The sequence below is a fragment of the Prosthecobacter sp. genome (assembly GCF_046154365.1).
GTDB lineage: Bacteria > Verrucomicrobiota > Verrucomicrobiia > Verrucomicrobiales > Verrucomicrobiaceae > Prosthecobacter.
In genome coordinates, this window is sequence record NZ_JBJXFV010000114.1 from 1 (window position 1) to 15,790 (window position 15,790).

At 61.4% G+C, this 15,790-nt stretch carries 13 protein-coding genes, 1 tRNA gene and 1 pseudogene; 5 read left to right on the forward strand and 10 right to left on the reverse strand.

Annotated elements, in window-relative coordinates; genetic code table 11:
• Together ACKVY0_RS14835 and ACKVY0_RS14840 are read left to right on the forward strand one after the other, a co-directional pair.
• A pseudogene (locus ACKVY0_RS14835) lies at positions 1 to 248 on the forward strand (hypothetical protein); the annotation flags it as partial.
• A 190-nt stretch (positions 249 to 438) separates the two neighbouring features.
• Positions 439 to 843 carry a hypothetical protein gene (locus ACKVY0_RS14840; protein ID WP_409215601.1) on the forward strand — a complete coding sequence of 135 codons (405 nt, stop codon included), beginning with the start codon at positions 439 to 441 and terminating at the stop codon, positions 841 to 843.
• Positions 844 to 904: 61 nt separating this feature from the next.
• On the opposite strand, the gene ACKVY0_RS14845 is transcribed toward ACKVY0_RS14840, so the two are convergent.
• Genes ACKVY0_RS14845 through ACKVY0_RS14860 form a run of 4 tightly spaced genes read right to left on the reverse strand, consistent with a single transcriptional unit; the run spans position 905 to position 7,032 of the window.
• Positions 905 to 1,492 (reverse strand): addiction module protein, encoded by a 588-nt coding sequence (locus tag ACKVY0_RS14845; RefSeq protein WP_409215602.1) that lies wholly within the window; start codon positions 1,490 to 1,492, stop codon positions 905 to 907.
• A gap of 56 nt (positions 1,493 to 1,548) precedes the next feature.
• Complete coding sequence (locus ACKVY0_RS14850) at positions 1,549 to 1,788, reverse strand: addiction module protein (protein WP_409215603.1); 240 nt, start codon at positions 1,786 to 1,788, stop codon at positions 1,549 to 1,551.
• A 30-nt stretch (positions 1,789 to 1,818) separates the two neighbouring features.
• A complete protein-coding gene (locus ACKVY0_RS14855) occupies positions 1,819 to 5,538 on the reverse strand; it encodes a DUF1553 domain-containing protein (RefSeq protein WP_409215604.1) in 3,720 nt (1,239 codons plus the stop codon).
• Positions 5,539 to 5,598: 60 nt separating this feature from the next.
• Positions 5,599 to 7,032: a DUF1501 domain-containing protein gene (locus tag ACKVY0_RS14860; RefSeq protein WP_409215605.1), complete on the reverse strand. Its 1,434-nt coding sequence runs from the start codon at positions 7,030 to 7,032 to the stop codon at positions 5,599 to 5,601.
• A gap of 60 nt (positions 7,033 to 7,092) precedes the next feature.
• Between ACKVY0_RS14860 and ACKVY0_RS14865 the strand changes: the two genes are divergently transcribed.
• Both ACKVY0_RS14865 and ACKVY0_RS14870 read left to right on the forward strand, forming a co-directional pair.
• On the forward strand, positions 7,093 to 7,347 hold the full coding sequence (locus ACKVY0_RS14865; protein WP_409215606.1) for a hypothetical protein: 255 nt from the start codon (positions 7,093 to 7,095) through the stop codon (positions 7,345 to 7,347).
• The gene (locus tag ACKVY0_RS14870; protein WP_409215607.1) at positions 7,344 to 7,691 is read left to right on the forward strand and encodes a type II toxin-antitoxin system RelE/ParE family toxin; all 348 of its coding nucleotides are present in this window, start codon (positions 7,344 to 7,346) and stop codon (positions 7,689 to 7,691) included. The genes ACKVY0_RS14865 and ACKVY0_RS14870 overlap by 4 nt, the downstream gene beginning before the upstream one ends.
• Before the next feature lie 18 nt (positions 7,692 to 7,709).
• Here ACKVY0_RS14870 and ACKVY0_RS14875 read toward each other — a convergent pair whose 3' ends face one another.
• Both ACKVY0_RS14875 and ACKVY0_RS14880 read right to left on the reverse strand, forming a co-directional pair.
• Complete coding sequence (locus ACKVY0_RS14875; protein WP_409215608.1) at positions 7,710 to 10,313, reverse strand: DUF1800 family protein; 2,604 nt, start codon at positions 10,311 to 10,313, stop codon at positions 7,710 to 7,712.
• Positions 10,314 to 10,367: 54 nt separating this feature from the next.
• Entirely contained in the window at positions 10,368 to 10,982 is a 615-nt protein-coding gene (locus tag ACKVY0_RS14880) for a response regulator (RefSeq protein WP_409215609.1), read from the reverse strand.
• Between the two features lie 510 nt (positions 10,983 to 11,492).
• Between ACKVY0_RS14880 and ACKVY0_RS14885 the strand changes: the two genes are divergently transcribed.
• Positions 11,493 to 12,077, forward strand: a complete 585-nt coding sequence (locus ACKVY0_RS14885; RefSeq protein ID WP_409215610.1) for a hypothetical protein — start codon at positions 11,493 to 11,495, stop codon at positions 12,075 to 12,077.
• Between the two features lie 45 nt (positions 12,078 to 12,122).
• Here the strand turns inward: ACKVY0_RS14885 and ACKVY0_RS14890 are convergent, their stop codons facing one another.
• The 4 genes from ACKVY0_RS14890 to ACKVY0_RS14905 form a co-directional block, all read right to left on the reverse strand.
• The gene (locus ACKVY0_RS14890) at positions 12,123 to 14,213 is read right to left on the reverse strand and encodes a histidine kinase (protein ID WP_409215611.1); all 2,091 of its coding nucleotides are present in this window, start codon (positions 14,211 to 14,213) and stop codon (positions 12,123 to 12,125) included.
• Between the two features lie 9 nt (positions 14,214 to 14,222).
• The gene (locus ACKVY0_RS14895; protein WP_409215612.1) at positions 14,223 to 14,972 is read right to left on the reverse strand and encodes a PH domain-containing protein; all 750 of its coding nucleotides are present in this window, start codon (positions 14,970 to 14,972) and stop codon (positions 14,223 to 14,225) included.
• A 57-nt stretch (positions 14,973 to 15,029) separates the two neighbouring features.
• The gene (locus tag ACKVY0_RS14900; RefSeq protein WP_409215613.1) at positions 15,030 to 15,524 is read right to left on the reverse strand and encodes a hypothetical protein; all 495 of its coding nucleotides are present in this window, start codon (positions 15,522 to 15,524) and stop codon (positions 15,030 to 15,032) included.
• Positions 15,525 to 15,565: 41 nt separating this feature from the next.
• Positions 15,566 to 15,642 (reverse strand) — tRNA-Pro (locus tag ACKVY0_RS14905).
• Between the last annotated feature and the right edge of the window lie 148 nt (positions 15,643 to 15,790).

Consider the following 15,790-nt stretch of genomic DNA (forward strand, 5'->3'; position numbering starts at 1 on the left):
TGATGCTGGCCATGCTGTTTCAACTGCGTGAGCGCATGATGCATGCCCAAGAGTATCCGCTCTTGAGTGCGGCGGATGTCGTCGAGCTGCTGCGTCACTATTTGCCGTCAGCGGTGGCCACACGCGAGGATGTCATCGAGCAACTCCAACACCGTCATCGAAAGCGAAGAAAATCCATCGACTCGGCCTACCGCAAACAAAGACCTCTCGATGACTTTTATGAGTGCCCAGATGAATTACCAAAGTAGAATTAATTGGGCTAGCACGGGTCTGTGGGGGAGCCGCCCGGCAACGGGCGGCTCTACCCGGAAGCCTTGCCGCGAGCGGCCAGCTCCGCGCTCGTGGCCGCACCACTGGGGCCTATATAACGGCAGTTCTGGCTTGGTTGAAGCAGTGGCCAGTTTCAGTTTTTTCCCCACCCAGGCGGCCACCAACGCCATGACCACCGCCGGGCTCACCGGCCCCAACGCCGCTCTGGATGCAACACCGCACCACGACGGGGTGGAGAACCTGCTCAAGTACGCCTTCAACATGAACCTCAGCGGCCCGGACTCCGCCACCATGCCCACAGGCGGTGGCAGCGGTCTTCCCGGTATCACCACGCAGCCCAATGGAGCCAGCAGCGTCTTCCGCTTCGCGTTCGTGTGCCGCATCGGCAGCGGGCTGATCTACACGCCACAGAAGTCGAGCGACCTGACGCTTCTGAACTCCTGGGTGCCACTGGCAGACACACCCAGTGTCATCCCCATCGACGCGACATGGGAACGCGTGATCTATGAGGAGCCCTACAATGCCACGCTGATCCCCCGTTGCTTCGGCCGCGTGGCGGTGAGCCTGCCGTGATCCTAGTCATTGCCGCCCTGAGTCTGAATCCACACGCGGCGGCTTTGACACTCAACGTCCCTCACTTTCGTGGGGGGCGGGATTTCGAGCGACGACTGAAGGTCAGTCGCACCTTTGCCAGAACGTCTTCCGCAGGCACAAAACCTGGGCGTGGTTTCTTCGACCAATCAATGCGCGCGGCGGCGACTTTCGCTTCGGCCTTGGCGCGTGATTTGGCCTGCATGGCTTTCAGTTTCGCCATCACCACTTCACCGGGGATCATCTTGGCTTTGCCGGAGTCGATCTCTTTGATGCGGCGTTTGAGTTCGGCGATTTGCTGCTTGCTCAGTGGCGCTGGCCTGCGCGTTGGCAGGGATTCATCGAGCCGCCAGCCGACTTCAAAGCGCAGACCGTGACTCATGCGGAGGATTTCCTGAAACAGCTTCTCTAGTTCATCCTGCGGCGGGTGATTGAGCATGGAAAGGATGTCGGCGAGGAGTCGTCGCTGCCTGGGTTTGAGTGCCAGGCTGCGCTTGAGCAGTTTGCGGTCAGCGGCACTCAGCTTCGGGTCGGAAATTAGCCCGCGCTTCAATTCATGGGCGATCTCCAGCCGCTCCCGCTCGGAAAGCGAGTTGAGCAGTGGCATCACGGATTGGGCGGCGGGCGACATGCTTTTTTACTAATTGCTCATCAAGCTCTGCGGTGGCCTCTGGATGTATGCGGGGGCTAAACATGGTATTTGGCTCTCAACTCAGCCAGCACTTCAAAAGCATCTCTGCATTGAACCTTACCGGAGGTGATCTCATCCCAGCGGCGGTCCAGCGTGGCCTGCATATCACTCGACAGCGGCTCTTCCGAAGCAGGGGCGCGGTTCAGATGATTCCCAAGCTGTTCATAAAGCTCCTCGCACTCGGCTTCAGAAAGCTGGGCGGCTTGTTGGAAGATGGCGGTGGCAGCGGTGCTCATGGTGAAAGTGTATTCATCGAGTGGATGGACTCAAGGACTGAAAGCCCACTCGGGGGCGTTGAGCATGGCCCAGAGGATGTCTTCCATGCGGGTGCGCCATGGGGCGTCGAGTTGTTCGGTGGGTGGATCACCTTGGCGGGCGGCGGTTTCCTGGGCCATGCGGACGTTGGTGGCTTCGGCGTCGAGGTGGTTGGACCAGCTCACGTACTGCTCACGCGTTCGCGTGGATTTATGATTTATGATTTGTGATTTATGATTTGCCCGAGTTTCGAAGCCCGCAGCGAGATGCTTGGTGTAAAGCTCGCGTTCTTGGGCGGTGGGTTTGCGGGTGAGGAGCTTGAGGAAGAGACGATCAAGGAATTGATCGAGCGTTTGCTCTTTGAGCGCGAGTGCGGTGACGCCGTGATCGTCGCTGAGGCGGGTGAGCCAGACGCCGACGGTGCCGTTGCTGAGGATGGCGGGCTGGAGGACGTTCGGATCGGCGTCGCGTTTGCTGATGGGGTCTTGGCGGCTGCCGCGCCAGCCGAAGGCGCTGAGCACGTCGGTGACGGCTTGGATGCGCGGCAGGGCGAGGCTGGGGCGGTCGCGTTCGTTGCTGGTGCTGGTGAGCATCCAACTGTGGTGTGGTTTGCCCATGTGGATGGCATTTTTGAGGTCGCGCTGGTTGTCGATGTCGAGGCAGACTTCTTCGGTGTGGAAAGGTTTGCCGGTGGCGGCGAAGAGCGAGTCCACAATCTGCTCGGCCTGCAACCGACGTGGTGCTGGCGAGCTAAACAGCGGGCTGGTCTGCTTCAGCGTGTTGTCCGTGGCGCGTTGATAGGCGTGGCTGTTCAAGATAATGCGGGCGAGCTGCTTCACATCATAACCGCCGCGTACGAACTCGCGGCCAAGCCACTGGATGAGTTCAGGATGCGTGGGCTTGCCTTTTTCCCAGTCATCGACGGGCTCGACGATGCCGCGTCCCATGAAGCGTGACCAGATGCGATTGGCGGTGACTTGTGCGAAGCGTTCGTTCTGCGGTGCGGTGATCATCGCGGCGAGCACGTCGCGCGTGTCCTTCGCGTCTTCGGCCAGTTTCGCGGCGTTCTCGTCGCAGAACTCGGCGAAGGGCCACTTCGGCTGCACTTTCGTGCCGGGGATGAGCGTGACCTGGATGAGCGGCTTGCGGCCACCGGCGTGGATTTTGTCCATCGGCACGCTGCTGGTCTTCGGCACGGCGATTTCCTTCGTGCCGAGCATGGCGGCGAGTTCGAAGAGGTCTTGTTGCAACGATTTGCCGGTGGGTGAATCGTGACAGCGTGCGCACTTCATTTCCACGCCGAGGAAAGCGGTGCTGACGATGGTGCCCTTGGCTGCCATCGGCACATCGTTTTGTGAAGCGACCCCGAAACCAGCGGGACCGCCGAGGCGCTCACTGCCGCGCATGCGCAGGAGTTCGGTGACGAAGAAATCCATCGGCTTGTTGTCCTGCAGCGACTCGTAGAGCCACCAGCGGAAGGGGCCGGTGTTGTTGAGCGTGGGGTTGAGGATGTTTGGATTTTCCGCGAGCACGTCCTGCCAGTAACCCATCCAGTTGTCCGCCCAGCGGGGGTCGCGGAGAAGGCGATCAATCAGCTTGGTGCGGGCTGAAGTGCTCAGTGCGGAGTGCTCAGTGCTCAGTTTTGCAGTGTCAGCACTGAGCACTGAGGACTGAGCACTTTTTGCCGCATCGGCCTGGAACTCGCGAATTTCCTCCAACGATGGCGGCACACCGATGGTGTCGAGATAGATACGGCGCAGGAAGGTGAGGTCGTCGGTCAAAGGAGTGAGCGTGAGGTGATCGGCGCGGATGTCGGGCCAGTGCGCGCCTTCTTTGATCCAGGTGGTGAGCAGCGCGACTTCATCTTTGGTCAAAGGCTTGCCTTTCGGCGGCATGATCTCGTCTTCGCCGTCGGAAGTGATGCGGGCGATGATGGCGCTGTGATCTGGCTTGCCGGGAGTGATTGCGGCACCATCAGATTTGCCGCCTTTGATCGCATCGGCGAGCGAATCGAGGTGCAGGCCGCCTTTGGCCTTGGTGCCGCGATGGCATTCGGTGCATTTGGCTTCGAGGATGGGCTGGATGTCTTTGAAGTAGTCGATGCTGCGTTTGTGCGCGTCCTGCGCCTTCACGCGGTCGATCCTTGCGGCGATGAAGTGGTCGATCTCGTTGCTGGCAGGGAATCCTGGGACCAGTTCAGGCACCTTCACGGTTTCGACCTGCTTCAGCCAAGTCTGCGCGGCATCGCGACGCGTGGCCCAATAGGTGGCCGATTTGCCGCGCAGCTCGGCACGTTTCTTCGCATTCATCGCATCATAGTATGCGCTGCGTTCTTTCTCATAAGCGGCCCAGTCGGCGTCGTTGTAGGCCACGTCGCGTTTGGCGGGAGTGACGAGCTGCCATGATTCGCTGCCTTGTGGCGACCAAGCGACGACGGTTTCGCCGAGTTCAGGACGGCGGATGCTTTTGCCGGTGTAACTGCCGACCAAAGTCTCCAGCACGATGAACTGCGGCTTGCCGGTGCCCTCAAACTCGCACCAGGCCTCGCGATTGCCCGGCGGGACGAAGCGGAAGTCGGGGCCGAGGTCGAGGTAGCCTTGTTGATCGGCGACGAGGTGGTGGCCGTCCGAATCATTCGGCGGGAAGGGCGTGGTGAGCACTGTTTTGTTGTCGATGTAAAGATTCGTAGCACCACGGGCACGCAGCAGTAGCCGGTGTTTGCCTTTCGGGAAGGTCACGCTCGCTGCGGCACGCAAAAGGAAGGGCACATGACGATCTCCGCGCACGCCGGTCTCGACATACTTCTGCGGCACGTCGAGGAAGCCGAACACGTCCTCGGTGTAGGTCTCGGCGACTTTCGGCGGCTCGCTGGGCCACGCATTCGCGTCGGGCATGCCTTCTTCCGCGAGTTGCACGAGCACCCGCCCGGCAGGCACGTCCTGCTTCGCAATCGGCGGCGGTGGCGGCACGAAGCGATAGCGTGATTTGAGCGCATCGACATCCACCGGGCCGCGATAGATCGCGACATCATCAAGCCAGCCGTTCAGCGAGTGCGAGGAGGCCAAAGTGGATCCGCTGCCGAGCATGAGCGCGTCGCCATCGGTGACTGGTGCACGATCTGTCTCGCCACCCATGTCCCACACGCCGTCAGTTTCGCGGCCGTCGATGTAGCCCTTGATGCTCTTGAGTTTCCCGAAGGTGTAGGTCACGGCGATGTGATGCCAGCCAGCGGTCGGCAGCATGTCCTTCGACCACCAGCGATGCCAGTCGCCTTTCTTGCCGGGAATGTCGGCGCTGTGAAACAGGAAGCCGATCTGCGCGCCGCCCTTCACGTCTTTGAGGCGCAGGGCGTAGTTTTGATTCTCCTGGCCGAACTCCTTGGTGCCGAGACGGCCTTTGCCGAGGATGTAAGGCGTGCCGCTGAGGTTGGCTGTTTTGACCCAGGCTTCGAGCGTGATCGTCTCATTGAGGCCGAAACGCAGATTCTCGCGGTCTTTGACTTCAAGGGCGGACTTCTTGCCATCGCCGGTGAAGATCATTGCCTTGTTGTCCTTCGCGAAGCCCGGATAGGTCGGCGCACGCGGTCCGGCTTCCTTTGCATCATCAAAGCGCCACTGCATGACCGGCTCGGACTTGGTCTTGTCGGCAACGTCATTGCCGCCCGAGTCGTTTTGGGCGAAGGCAGCAGAGGTGAAAGAGAGGAGGAATGGAACGAATAACAGGCGCGTCATGCTCCATTAACGGCGCTTTGCGCCGTCTTTCAGCAGCCGACGCACCCCACTTTCGTGAGGTCAGGCCATGAAACCGAGCGGGGGTGAGGCGCTGCCGGGGGAGTAAAAGTTGCCAATGTTTGGCAGGATCACCGGCAGGTCGGAGGGAGAAACGCCGAGCCAGAGGGCGAGTTCGGCGAAGAACTGATCGCAGCTCGTGGTGGGAATGAGGCGGCCGCTGCCGGTGTCCAGCGGGTTGGCCTCGGGTCCGCTCTGCGGATTCAGCGCGAGGCTGGGATACTGGCCGTAGATTTTTCGGCCGAGCACGCTGCCACCCACCACGAGCTGGTTCCCGCCCCAGGCATGGTCGCTGCCCTGGCCGTTGCTGGTGAGTGTGCGACCGAAATCGGACGCGGTGAAGAGCGTGACGTTGTCCTGCATACCCATGGCGACGAGCTGGTTGTAAAACGCGCCGATGGCGGCGCTGACCTGCGGCAGCATCGAGTTCTGGTAACCGAGGACGCCGCTGTGATGGTCCCAGCCGCCCCAGTTGATGAAAAACGTCTGCCGCTTGGCTCCGAGCGCTGCATGTGCATGGCCATGCACGGCTTTGGCGATCATTTGAAGGCGCGAGCCGACGTAGGTGGACGGGAAGGTGATGTTTCCGGGCAATGCGGCCGACGTGGCGGTGGTGAAGGCATCGTAGGCGTCCAGCGCGGCCTTCTTCCGCGAGTTGAAGGTCTGCATGAGCACGTTTGAGTATTGCTGCGCGAGCTGGCTGTCCACGCCCTGGCTCAGCGCCTGATTGACCGCGTCATTCTGCTGCCAGTCGAATCTGTAATTCTGCAGGGCGACCGCGCCGCTGGTGGTGATGGCATATTCGGCCACGTCGTTGCCAGTTTGCCAGAGGTTGCTGCCATCGAGCGAGATGTTCATGGGCACCTTCTGGTTGTTGTTCAGGCTTTGCAGGATGTCCGCGACACGTCCTGCCCAGCCGATGCCGCTGCGCTGGTGTGGCAGGCTGGTCTGCCACTGCTCGATCTGGTCGGAATGGGAGTACAGGCCCAGCGGCAGTAGCTTTGCCAGCGTGCTCACCTGTGTGCGGTTCTGCACAGGTTCGATGAGCGTGCCGACGTTGGCGATGAAGGCGGCGTTTTCCGCCTCGAACAAGCCGGCCACCTCGGGCATCCCGGAATGCACGGCAAAGTCGGGCAGGCCGGTGGGATGGATGTCGATCAGCGATGCGGGAGCGAGCGCTAGGTTCGAGCGAGTGGCCTGATACTGCGCGTAGGCCGCAGCCTCGCGCGGCACGAGCATGTTGTAGCTGTCATTGCCGCCGGAGAGGAAGATGCAGACGAGCGCACGATACTCGCCGTTGGCGGGTGCGGTGACGGCGGAGACTTTCTCGGCCACGGTGAGGTTCAGCAGCGTGTTCAGCACCGGAATGGAGCTGACGGCAGCGCAACTGGCCTGGCCGAGGAACTGGCGGCGGTTGGAGGAAAAGGAAGTGAACATAAAGTGGCTGGCTGGAATTGCTGTTTGCGGAAAAGGGGCGCGTCATGCTAGGCTGCGGCCATGGACTCGGTTGTTCGTGAAGAAATCACTCCTTACCAGGTCAGCCCACGCGGGCTGCCGGAGGAGGCTGGCGTGGAGGCAGCCATCCACGCCATGCAATGCATGGACTGGGAGACGTATGAGAGGGTGATGGACGAAAGACTGCAACGCTCGGTGCATGCTTGTGCCAGCGGCGAAAGCGGCATTCCACTCGATGTGGCGATGCAGAGACTGAGGCAGCAGGCTGCCGGGCGACGTGAAGCGCGGGCCGAATGAGCCACGGGTTGGAAGTTTCGCCGGAGGCGCTGGAGTCCATGGACGACCAGATGCGCTGGTATGAAACGAATGTCCGGCCTGGAGGCGATGAACTGGCCGAGCTTTGGCGGGCCAGGCTTCATGAATCGCTCGAAACGCTGTCCCGGCATCCTGAATGGCATGGTCTGGCCGCTGAGAGCGGCAAGTGGCATCCTGAAATCGTTTTGCGCCGCATGCTGTTCCGTCCGTGGAAGTCGGGGAAGGGCTGGCGTGTGCTGTTTTGGATCGACGAAGCCGCTGGGCGCGTGGTGGTGCTCGAAGTCCGGCACGAAAGCCGTCCACCGTTGGCTGAGGAGGTGTCATAACGGGGGACATGGCAGTGTTCAGCGCAGCACATTGAACTCGGCGGAGGTGACGATGAGGCTGATGAGCAGTCGCAGCCGCTCGCGGTGCCACCGCCAACTGGTGTTCGGCGGCTTCACGCGGTCGATGGACTCGCGGATGGTCTGAAACAGGCGTGGCGACATGGTGCCGCCCATCAGGCTCAGGTCGAGCCGGCGGATGAGCGCGTCGCTGTCCAGCAGGTTGGCTGCGCTTGGCGTGTCTTCGTTGATGTTTGCGGCAGGGACGATCCTGCCGAGATCGGGGTCGAGATTCAGGCGCACGACATAGGCGGCGGTGCCATTGCCCCAGCGGTGCAGGCCGTTGTTGCCGATGGTGTTGTAGAAGTAGTTCGCGCCGGTGATGGCGGAACTGGCGTTGAGAATCTGGAACTCGGGCGCGACGAGGCCCATCTGCGTGACGGGGCCGGGCGGGCTGTGGCCGGGAAGGAAGAAGTTGAACACGCTGGGCGAGTTCTGCGGGTCTTGCTGGTGATCGAGGCTGAACTGGTCGAGCGGGTAGTGGCCGGAGGTGGAGGCGGCGTTGTAGGCACGCGCGAGATTGACGACACGGAGGAACGGCTCGCGCAGTTTGCCAAACGTTGGCGAGTCCATCATCACCGGATCACGCGCCTCGGGGTCCATGAGGATGGCTTTGATGAAGGCCTTCATGTCGCCACGAACACCGCTGCCGTTGTCGTTAAACTTGGCGGTCACGCGACCGATGTAAGCGTGGCTGGGATTTGAGGTGACGAAGCGCTGAATGAGCAGCCTGCCGATGAAGGGGCCGACGTTGGGATGATTGAAGAGATTGGTCACTGCCGCATTGATGTCCGCTGTGCCAGCGCCGCCTTCGTTTCCAGGCGTCGGGCTGGAGGCGGGGATGAAATAGCCGCCGAGCAGAGTCTTCGCCTCGCAGTCGTGGTAGGCGTCCCAGACTTTCATCGGCTGGAGGCGGTCGCCGTTGAGCAGGTTGTTCGAATTGAAGTTGGGGCTGTCGCCCCAGGTCAGGCCGGTGAAGACGCGGGCGAGTTCGGTGATGTCGGTGTTGGAATACGTCGGGATGAACTGTCCGGCATACGGGTGCGGTGGCCGGTAGGTTTTGCGTGTGCCATCGGTGTTCAGCTCCCACAGGCCGATGGTGAAGAGTTGCATGATCTCGCGGGCGAAGTTTTCGTCCGGGTGGAGGTTGAGCGCCGGATTGGCCTTTTGGTTGCCGAGATGGCTGAGGTAAACGCCCATCACCGGGTGCATCGCCACCTTCTTGAGGATGTCGAGGTAGTTGCCGAAGGCGTGCTGCTCGAAGATGTCGTAGTAGTTCGCCATGCCGCGCTGATCGACCGCCAGCGTTTCGGGTCGGTCGGAGGTGACGAGGATCTCGCTCAGGGCGAAGGCCACGCGCTGGCGCAGCGGATCGGGAAGCTGCTCGGCGGTGTCATCCGGGCGCAGCTTCGGCGATCCCATCGCGCGCCGCCACCAGGAGTGCTGCTTGTAGTTGCCGTAGAGCTGCATCGCATTGGCATATTGCACCGCCCAGTCCGTGTAAGGCTGGATGTAGCCGATGGGACGCGTGAACTGATCGTTGATCCACGCCTCCAGGCCCATGTTCATGACTTCCTCCACATTCTCAGGGGTGTGGTCCGCATCTGCTTCGCTGTCCTGGTCCGGCCCAAAGGCCGCCTGGATGAGAAAACGCGCGGCTTCCTTGGCCGAAGGCAACGGCGAGGCATCACCCAAGGTCGCCGTGGCGCTGGTGCTGCTGCCGAGCGAGTAACCAGCGCCCGTGGTGACAGTAACGGTGATGTCTTCCATCCCTTCCACATTCGCGTCATTGATCGGAGCCAGCTCCACCCACGTTTCGCGTGCACCGAGGGGGAGATAGACCTGCGCTCCGCTGTTGCTGGTGGTGTAGTCGTTGTCACGCGTGGCGCTGCCGGTGAAGGTCACGTTGATCCACAGCGGTTTCAGGCCGCCACTGCGGCGGATGGCGATGGCGCCCTTGTCCGGCCAGTCCTCGCGCATGTCCGCATCGATCAAGCCCACGGTGATCGTGCTATTGGCATTGAGCGTGTATTGCACCCGCGTCAGGTCGTCGGTGTCATGGCGGTCGCTGTGAGTGAGGAGGGGATTGAAGCCGAGGGCCAGCTCCTCCCAGTCGGAAAGCGTGTCGAGGTCGCTGTTGGCGTCTGCCACCGCGAGTTTGAAGAACCAGCGGCCCTGGCCGTTGGTGGCGAGTGGTTCGAGCATCGGGGCGCCATCCCCCGTCACCGTGCCGAGCAGGGTGAAATTGGCCGGATTCAGATCAGGACTGCCGTGGATGCCGTAACGCTTGCCCGCCTGGCTGGGCCATCGCATCTGGACCTCCCCCGGCGCACCGGGAATGATCTCGGTCTTCGGAAATGAGAGCGCGTCGAGCGGGTTTGTGCCCGCGATGCTTTCGAGCGTGTTCGAAAAGCCGTCGCGATCCGTGTCTTCGAGCGCGGGCAGGTTCAACGCACCATATTGGATCTCCCAAATGTCGCTTTGCTGGTTGGTGTTCGTGTCCAAGGCCCGTGCCGTGATGGCGGCGCAGGCGAGCATGAAGACGAGGCGCGGTTTCGCGGTCATGCGCCGATTATGCTGAAAGAGTGCCGCGTTGTCAGCCTGGAATCTGGGTCTGGCTCACACTTTCACCAAACCCCGCCGAATCGCCTCCGCCGTGGCTTGAGCGCGGTCGTTGACTTTGAGCTTCATCAAAATGCGGCTGACATGCTGCTTCACGGTGTCCTCACCGATGCCGAGCGTGGCGGCGATTCCTTTGTTGGCGTTGCCTCGGGTGACGAGGGTGAGGATTTCGCGCTCGCGGGGCGTGATTTCGGGTTCGGCGAGGCGGTCTTTGAGGCGCTGGGCGATGTCGGTGGGCAAACTGCGTTCACCTTTCGCGACGGTGCGGATGGCAGCGAGGAGATCGTCGCGGGAGGAGGATTTCTGGAGATAGCCGAGTGCTCCGGCCTTCAATGCTGCCTGGATTTCATCGTCGCGGGCGAAGGTGGAGAAAATGAGCACGCGGGCGGCAGGATGCTCGCGAAGCAGCGCGGCGGTGGCGTCGATGCCGCTGAGGCCGGGCAGTTGGATGTCCATGAGCACGACATCGGGCTTCGTTTGAGCAAAGAGCCTCGAAGCGTCCTCGCCCCGATCCGCCTCACCGACGATTTTGAGGTCGTCCTCAAGCTCCAGCGAGGCCACGAGGCCGCTGCGGACGACAAAGTGATCGTCGATGAGGAGAAGAGAGATCATAAGGGAATGACGAGTTCAGAATCAATGCCGTTAAGTGAGGAGGTGTTTGCCACAGATTCAGGGAAGCCACAGATTTTTGACTCAACAACTCAATCTGCGGTTTTCCTGAATCTGCGGCAGAATTCTCATCCGAAGCAAAGTCATTGGGCTTGGGGCTTCTTTCGTCATTTGGGGGGTGGCAACGAGACATGCTTCGCCGTTTTCTTTCCTTCGGCATAGGTGATGCATTGCTCCATCACGGTTTTGATTCCCCACAGATTCAGGGAGGCCAGCAGATTTCTGTTTTGGAGCCAATCTGTGGGCCTCCCCGAATCTGCGGGAGCCAAGTTCTGAGTTCACCAACGTGATGACGCGAGGCATCGCATCCAAACGCCCGCAGCCTCGACGACCCGCCGCACCCAAGGCTTGACCTCGCGCGGCTTTATCGCTTCCATTGAAGCCTGGATTCCGGGGCCTTTGCGTCGGTGAACTCCTGTTCTATCTACCAAATTCAATACCGTTCTCCAAAATATGTCTGCGATCCTAAGAGCATCTGGAGAAAGATTCGACGTTAACTCCTTCACGCGAGGTTCGTCTCTAACGATCGACGAATTGTATCAAGTGGGCGATCCAGCGCGGCCGACAGTCGATCCGGAGGGGCGGAAGTTGAAGAGATCTGGCTTTAGCATTGTCGTCAGTGAAGCCGAATTCGATGACTACAGGCTTCAACTCAAAGAGGCTTTTCTATTTATGAGTCAGAATGCGGATGAGTTGAAGCGATTGGCTCAGTTTCCTGGAGTGCAGTCTCTTTGCATCGACTTTGGAGCCAACATTTATCCACCTGGGTGGTGTAGCTTTCGTTTTCCGCATCAGTTGTTGAGCATCGCGGGACAACTCGGGGTTGATCTCGAGTTGTCTGTTTATCCGACGGAGCCAGAAGATGATTCCGTCGCAGATGAAGCAATGGATGAGCTAGATGCTGCCTATGAGGAATTCGTCGCCCAACAAGCAAAAGCTGAAGAACAAGCCGACTCCGAGCAATCCGCTACCCGCCACGAATTGAAGCCGAAGGACGGCGATAGACCTAAACCAGAAGCGGAGGTGCGCTCCCTGTAGCGGGTGCCATGCCGCATCGTTCGTCATTCGGAAATTCGGATTTCGTCATTTCCCCAGCGGCAGCGTGACCCACACCGTCGTCCCCTTTCCCATCTCGCTGTCCCATTTCACCTCCGCGCCGACTTTCCGCGCTCGTTCGCGGATGCCGATGCAGCCGAAGTGGCCGGGTTGGCCGTGGGTTTGGGCGGTGGGATCGAAGCCTTGGCCGTCATCGGTGATGCGGAGGGTGAGGAGATGGGGAGACTGGGAGATGGGGAGACTGGGAGAAGAGGAGACGGGGAGACGGGGAGACTCGGAGAGGTGGAGCTGGATTTGGGTGGGGTGGGCGTGTTTGAGGGCGTTGGTGATGGCTTCCTGGGCGATCATGCGGAGGTGATGCGTGACGGGCGGCGGGATGGTGGGGATGGGACTCAGATCGAGGGTGATGGCGATGCCTTCGGGGGCGCGGGTGGCGAGCAGTTGCAAGGCCTCGGGCAGGGTGGTGGCGTGCGCGGTGTCGTCGCGGAGGTCAGAGACGAGGTTGCGGGCTTCGCTCTGGATGCGGGAGACGAGGCTGCGGCTGGTTTCGAGAAGGGTGCGGGCTTTTTCCTCCAGGGGACGCGTGGTGGCGGCATCGAGCCGGAGGGAGAGGCCGGTGAGCTCCTGCTCCAAGGTGTCGTGGAATTCGCGGGCGATGCGCTGTCGCTCGTCGAGCGCAGCCTGGTGGGTGATTTTGCTCTCCAAACGGGTGATCTGTCGGCGCTGGAGGGTGAGCAAAATGAGGGTGAGCAGCACGAGCCCGCCGAGCAGGGCGATGGCGATGACGAGTCGGCGGGCATTCCAAAAGGGCGCGGTGCTGAGCACCTGCACGTCATCGAGCGAGCGGAGGAGGAGCGAGGCGCGGTCGGGCTCGGAGCGGAAGCCTTTGTCGGTGGTGGCGGACTCGACGAGGCAGATGCCGGTGAGCTGGCAGGCGGAGCCGAGCTCGAGCCGGGGCGCGGTTTTTTCCAAGAGGAAGGCGCGGATGGAGGTGCCGCCGGAGGTGAGGCGCAGCTCGTAGCCGTCGGGCGTGCGGAAGAAGTCATTCAACACGGCGGGCGTGGTGAGTTGGACGAGATCGGCATCGTGCGAGCCGTTTTGAAACTCACGCAAGGTGACGCGGGCGGCAGTGGGGGGCTCGGCGGCCTGGCGGCTGAGCACCTGCGCATCGGCGAGCGAGGCGCTGAAGCCGGCCATGACGGGAAAGCCGGTGATTTCGGCGAGATCGCCCGCGAGGAGGGATGGCGTGGTGGAGAGATGGACGGCGATGGCCGGGGAGAGCGGGGCCTTCGGCGACGCGTCCTCTTTGACCTCACGCGGCGGCGGTGGCGGGGTGACATCGCGCAGGAAGACGCGGCCATCCTCAAACGCGGCCAAAACGGTGCCGCGAATGCGGGCGCGGTGATGCGGCTCGTCCGCCGCGCCAAAGCGCAGCAGCGAGGCGACGGAGATGACGGGCAGTGACTCGGGCACGGCGGCGCTTTGCGTGAGGGCGACATCGCTCCACTCGGTGACGCGCAAATACGGAAAAACGAGCTGGCGGCGGTCATTGATGCCCCCGGCGGCTAGGGCGGTGATGCGCAGGCGTGCGTCGATGAGATCGGGGGCGGATTCAGGTGGCGCATCGACCCGCACCTCGATGACGCGACTGCCCATCGCGAGGCGCAGGAGGGAGCGATTTTCGTCCAGCGGCGTCAACGTGCGGCCGAGCCCCTCGACGAGCACTCTTTGATAATGAAAGCGCCCCGTGGCGAGGTCGTCGTAGATCGACGAAACCGCCGCCGGGGGCGATTCGTGGCTCAAAACGGTGATTTCGGTCACTTCGACGCCCGGAAGGTAAAGTCCGGCCATGGTGACGCCTTTCACCTGCACGCGATCCCCGACGCGGAGATCGTTGCGGGCCGGTTTGAAGTGCAAATGCGTGCCCGCAGTGCCGTCCTGCACGAAAGCGGTGCCACCGCTTTCGACGAAGCCGATGGTGGCAGTGAGATCGACGGGGAGTTTCTCCAAACTGCGCTCGTAGGGCAGCGTGCGGATGTCGATGGCGCGAGTGAGCTGCGGATGAGCCGCGCTTTGCATAAGCAGCGCGACGCAGGAGGCATGGAGGAACCATTTCATGCCGATGATTCAATCATCAGTGACTGGGCCGCCGCGCTGGAGCTTTCGCACGAGGTCTTTCACTTCGTGGGCCTGGCGCATGTCCTTGAACTGCACTTCGATGCCGGCGTTGGCGGCGGTGGAGAAGTCGATGGTGCCTAGGCCGAGCAGTCCTTTGAGACCGGACTCGTACACGTCGATGCTGCGGATGTCGCAGATGCGCGCTTCTTTGGAGCTGCGACCGATGATGCCCCAGATCAGCTCCACGCGTTCGCGAGTGATGATGTAATCGTGCGAGTAGCGTGAGATGCCGATGGCGATGAACGTGGAGGAGGCGCAGAGCAGGGCGATGACGGCGTATTCCAGTTGTATGACGAACAGCAGGCCACCGGCGATGATGAGCAGGATGCAGAGGAACAAGGCCTTCGTATAACCGAGCCACGATGGATGTGCGTGATGCAGGATGACTTCGCCGCTCGGGGTGTAATCATTGTCGTCTTCTTCCGCGTCTTCCTCTTCCACTTCCTCGATGATTTCTTCTTCCTCGTAGCCATCGGCATCAGGGCTGATCTCGCGATACGCGGGGCGGTCAAGGCGCGGCTGGCTGGGGCGGCGCATGCCGCTGACGAGTTCGCCCACGGTGTGGGTGAGGCCGGTGTCTTCATCGATGCACATCTCGCCACGGGCCAGGGAGCCGCGGGCCACAAGCGTGTACAGATCCTCCTTGGTCAGCGGATCGCTGAAGGCTGGATGCTGCTGGAGTGTGTAGCGGGCGGACATGGTGAGGGCCAGTTCGCGGCCAGAGAAGCACAGGCTGGCTGCCTGTGTCACGTCCAATCACTCTGCATCGGGCGCGGGCGGGAGCAAATCTTCGCGTTTCATTAAATCGGCGACCTTGAGCAGCAGCAGCTCGCCTTTGGGCGTGCGGACGATTTCGCCGAGGTAAGGCGTGAGGCGGTCCGTCTCGGCGACGGCGGAGTGAACCATGCTGGCGAGGATGCGCTGGTCGTGGCGATTGGGTGGAAAGACATTGCTGATGCGAAACATCACCTGGCCGCTGTCCCATTCGAGCTCGAAGTTGCCGAGGTTCAGCTCCTTGTTCGAGCGCATGATGAGTTCGCTCACGGCAAGGCGATGCGTGGCGGGAACTTGCAGTGAGGAAAGCGCCACGACGCTGGCGATGTGGGTTTCGCCGAAAACCTGCATATGCAGCGGGATTTTCGTGTGATGCGCCTCGAAGTCGGACTCGATCACCTCTTGGGCGGCGACTTCGCGGTAGTGCCAGCCCATTTCCTTGAAGGTGCTGAGGGCGACGGCGTAAAGGGCGGACATCAGAGAATTTGAAATTTGAGATCTCAGATTTAAAATCTGAGTGGTCGGGGCGGCCAGATTCGAACTGACGACTTCTTGCTCCCAAAGCAAGCGCTCTACCAGGCTGAGCTACGCCCCGATTGTGATTCCCGCGTTCCCATGAGGAGCGAGGGGCGGCGATAGTCGTCGCGAATCGCCGGGGCGCAAGGGGAAAGCTCGATAGATTCGTGAGGCGTGGACGGTGGCAACGGGCATGGAAGAACTGGGAATGGAGGAATGATGGAATG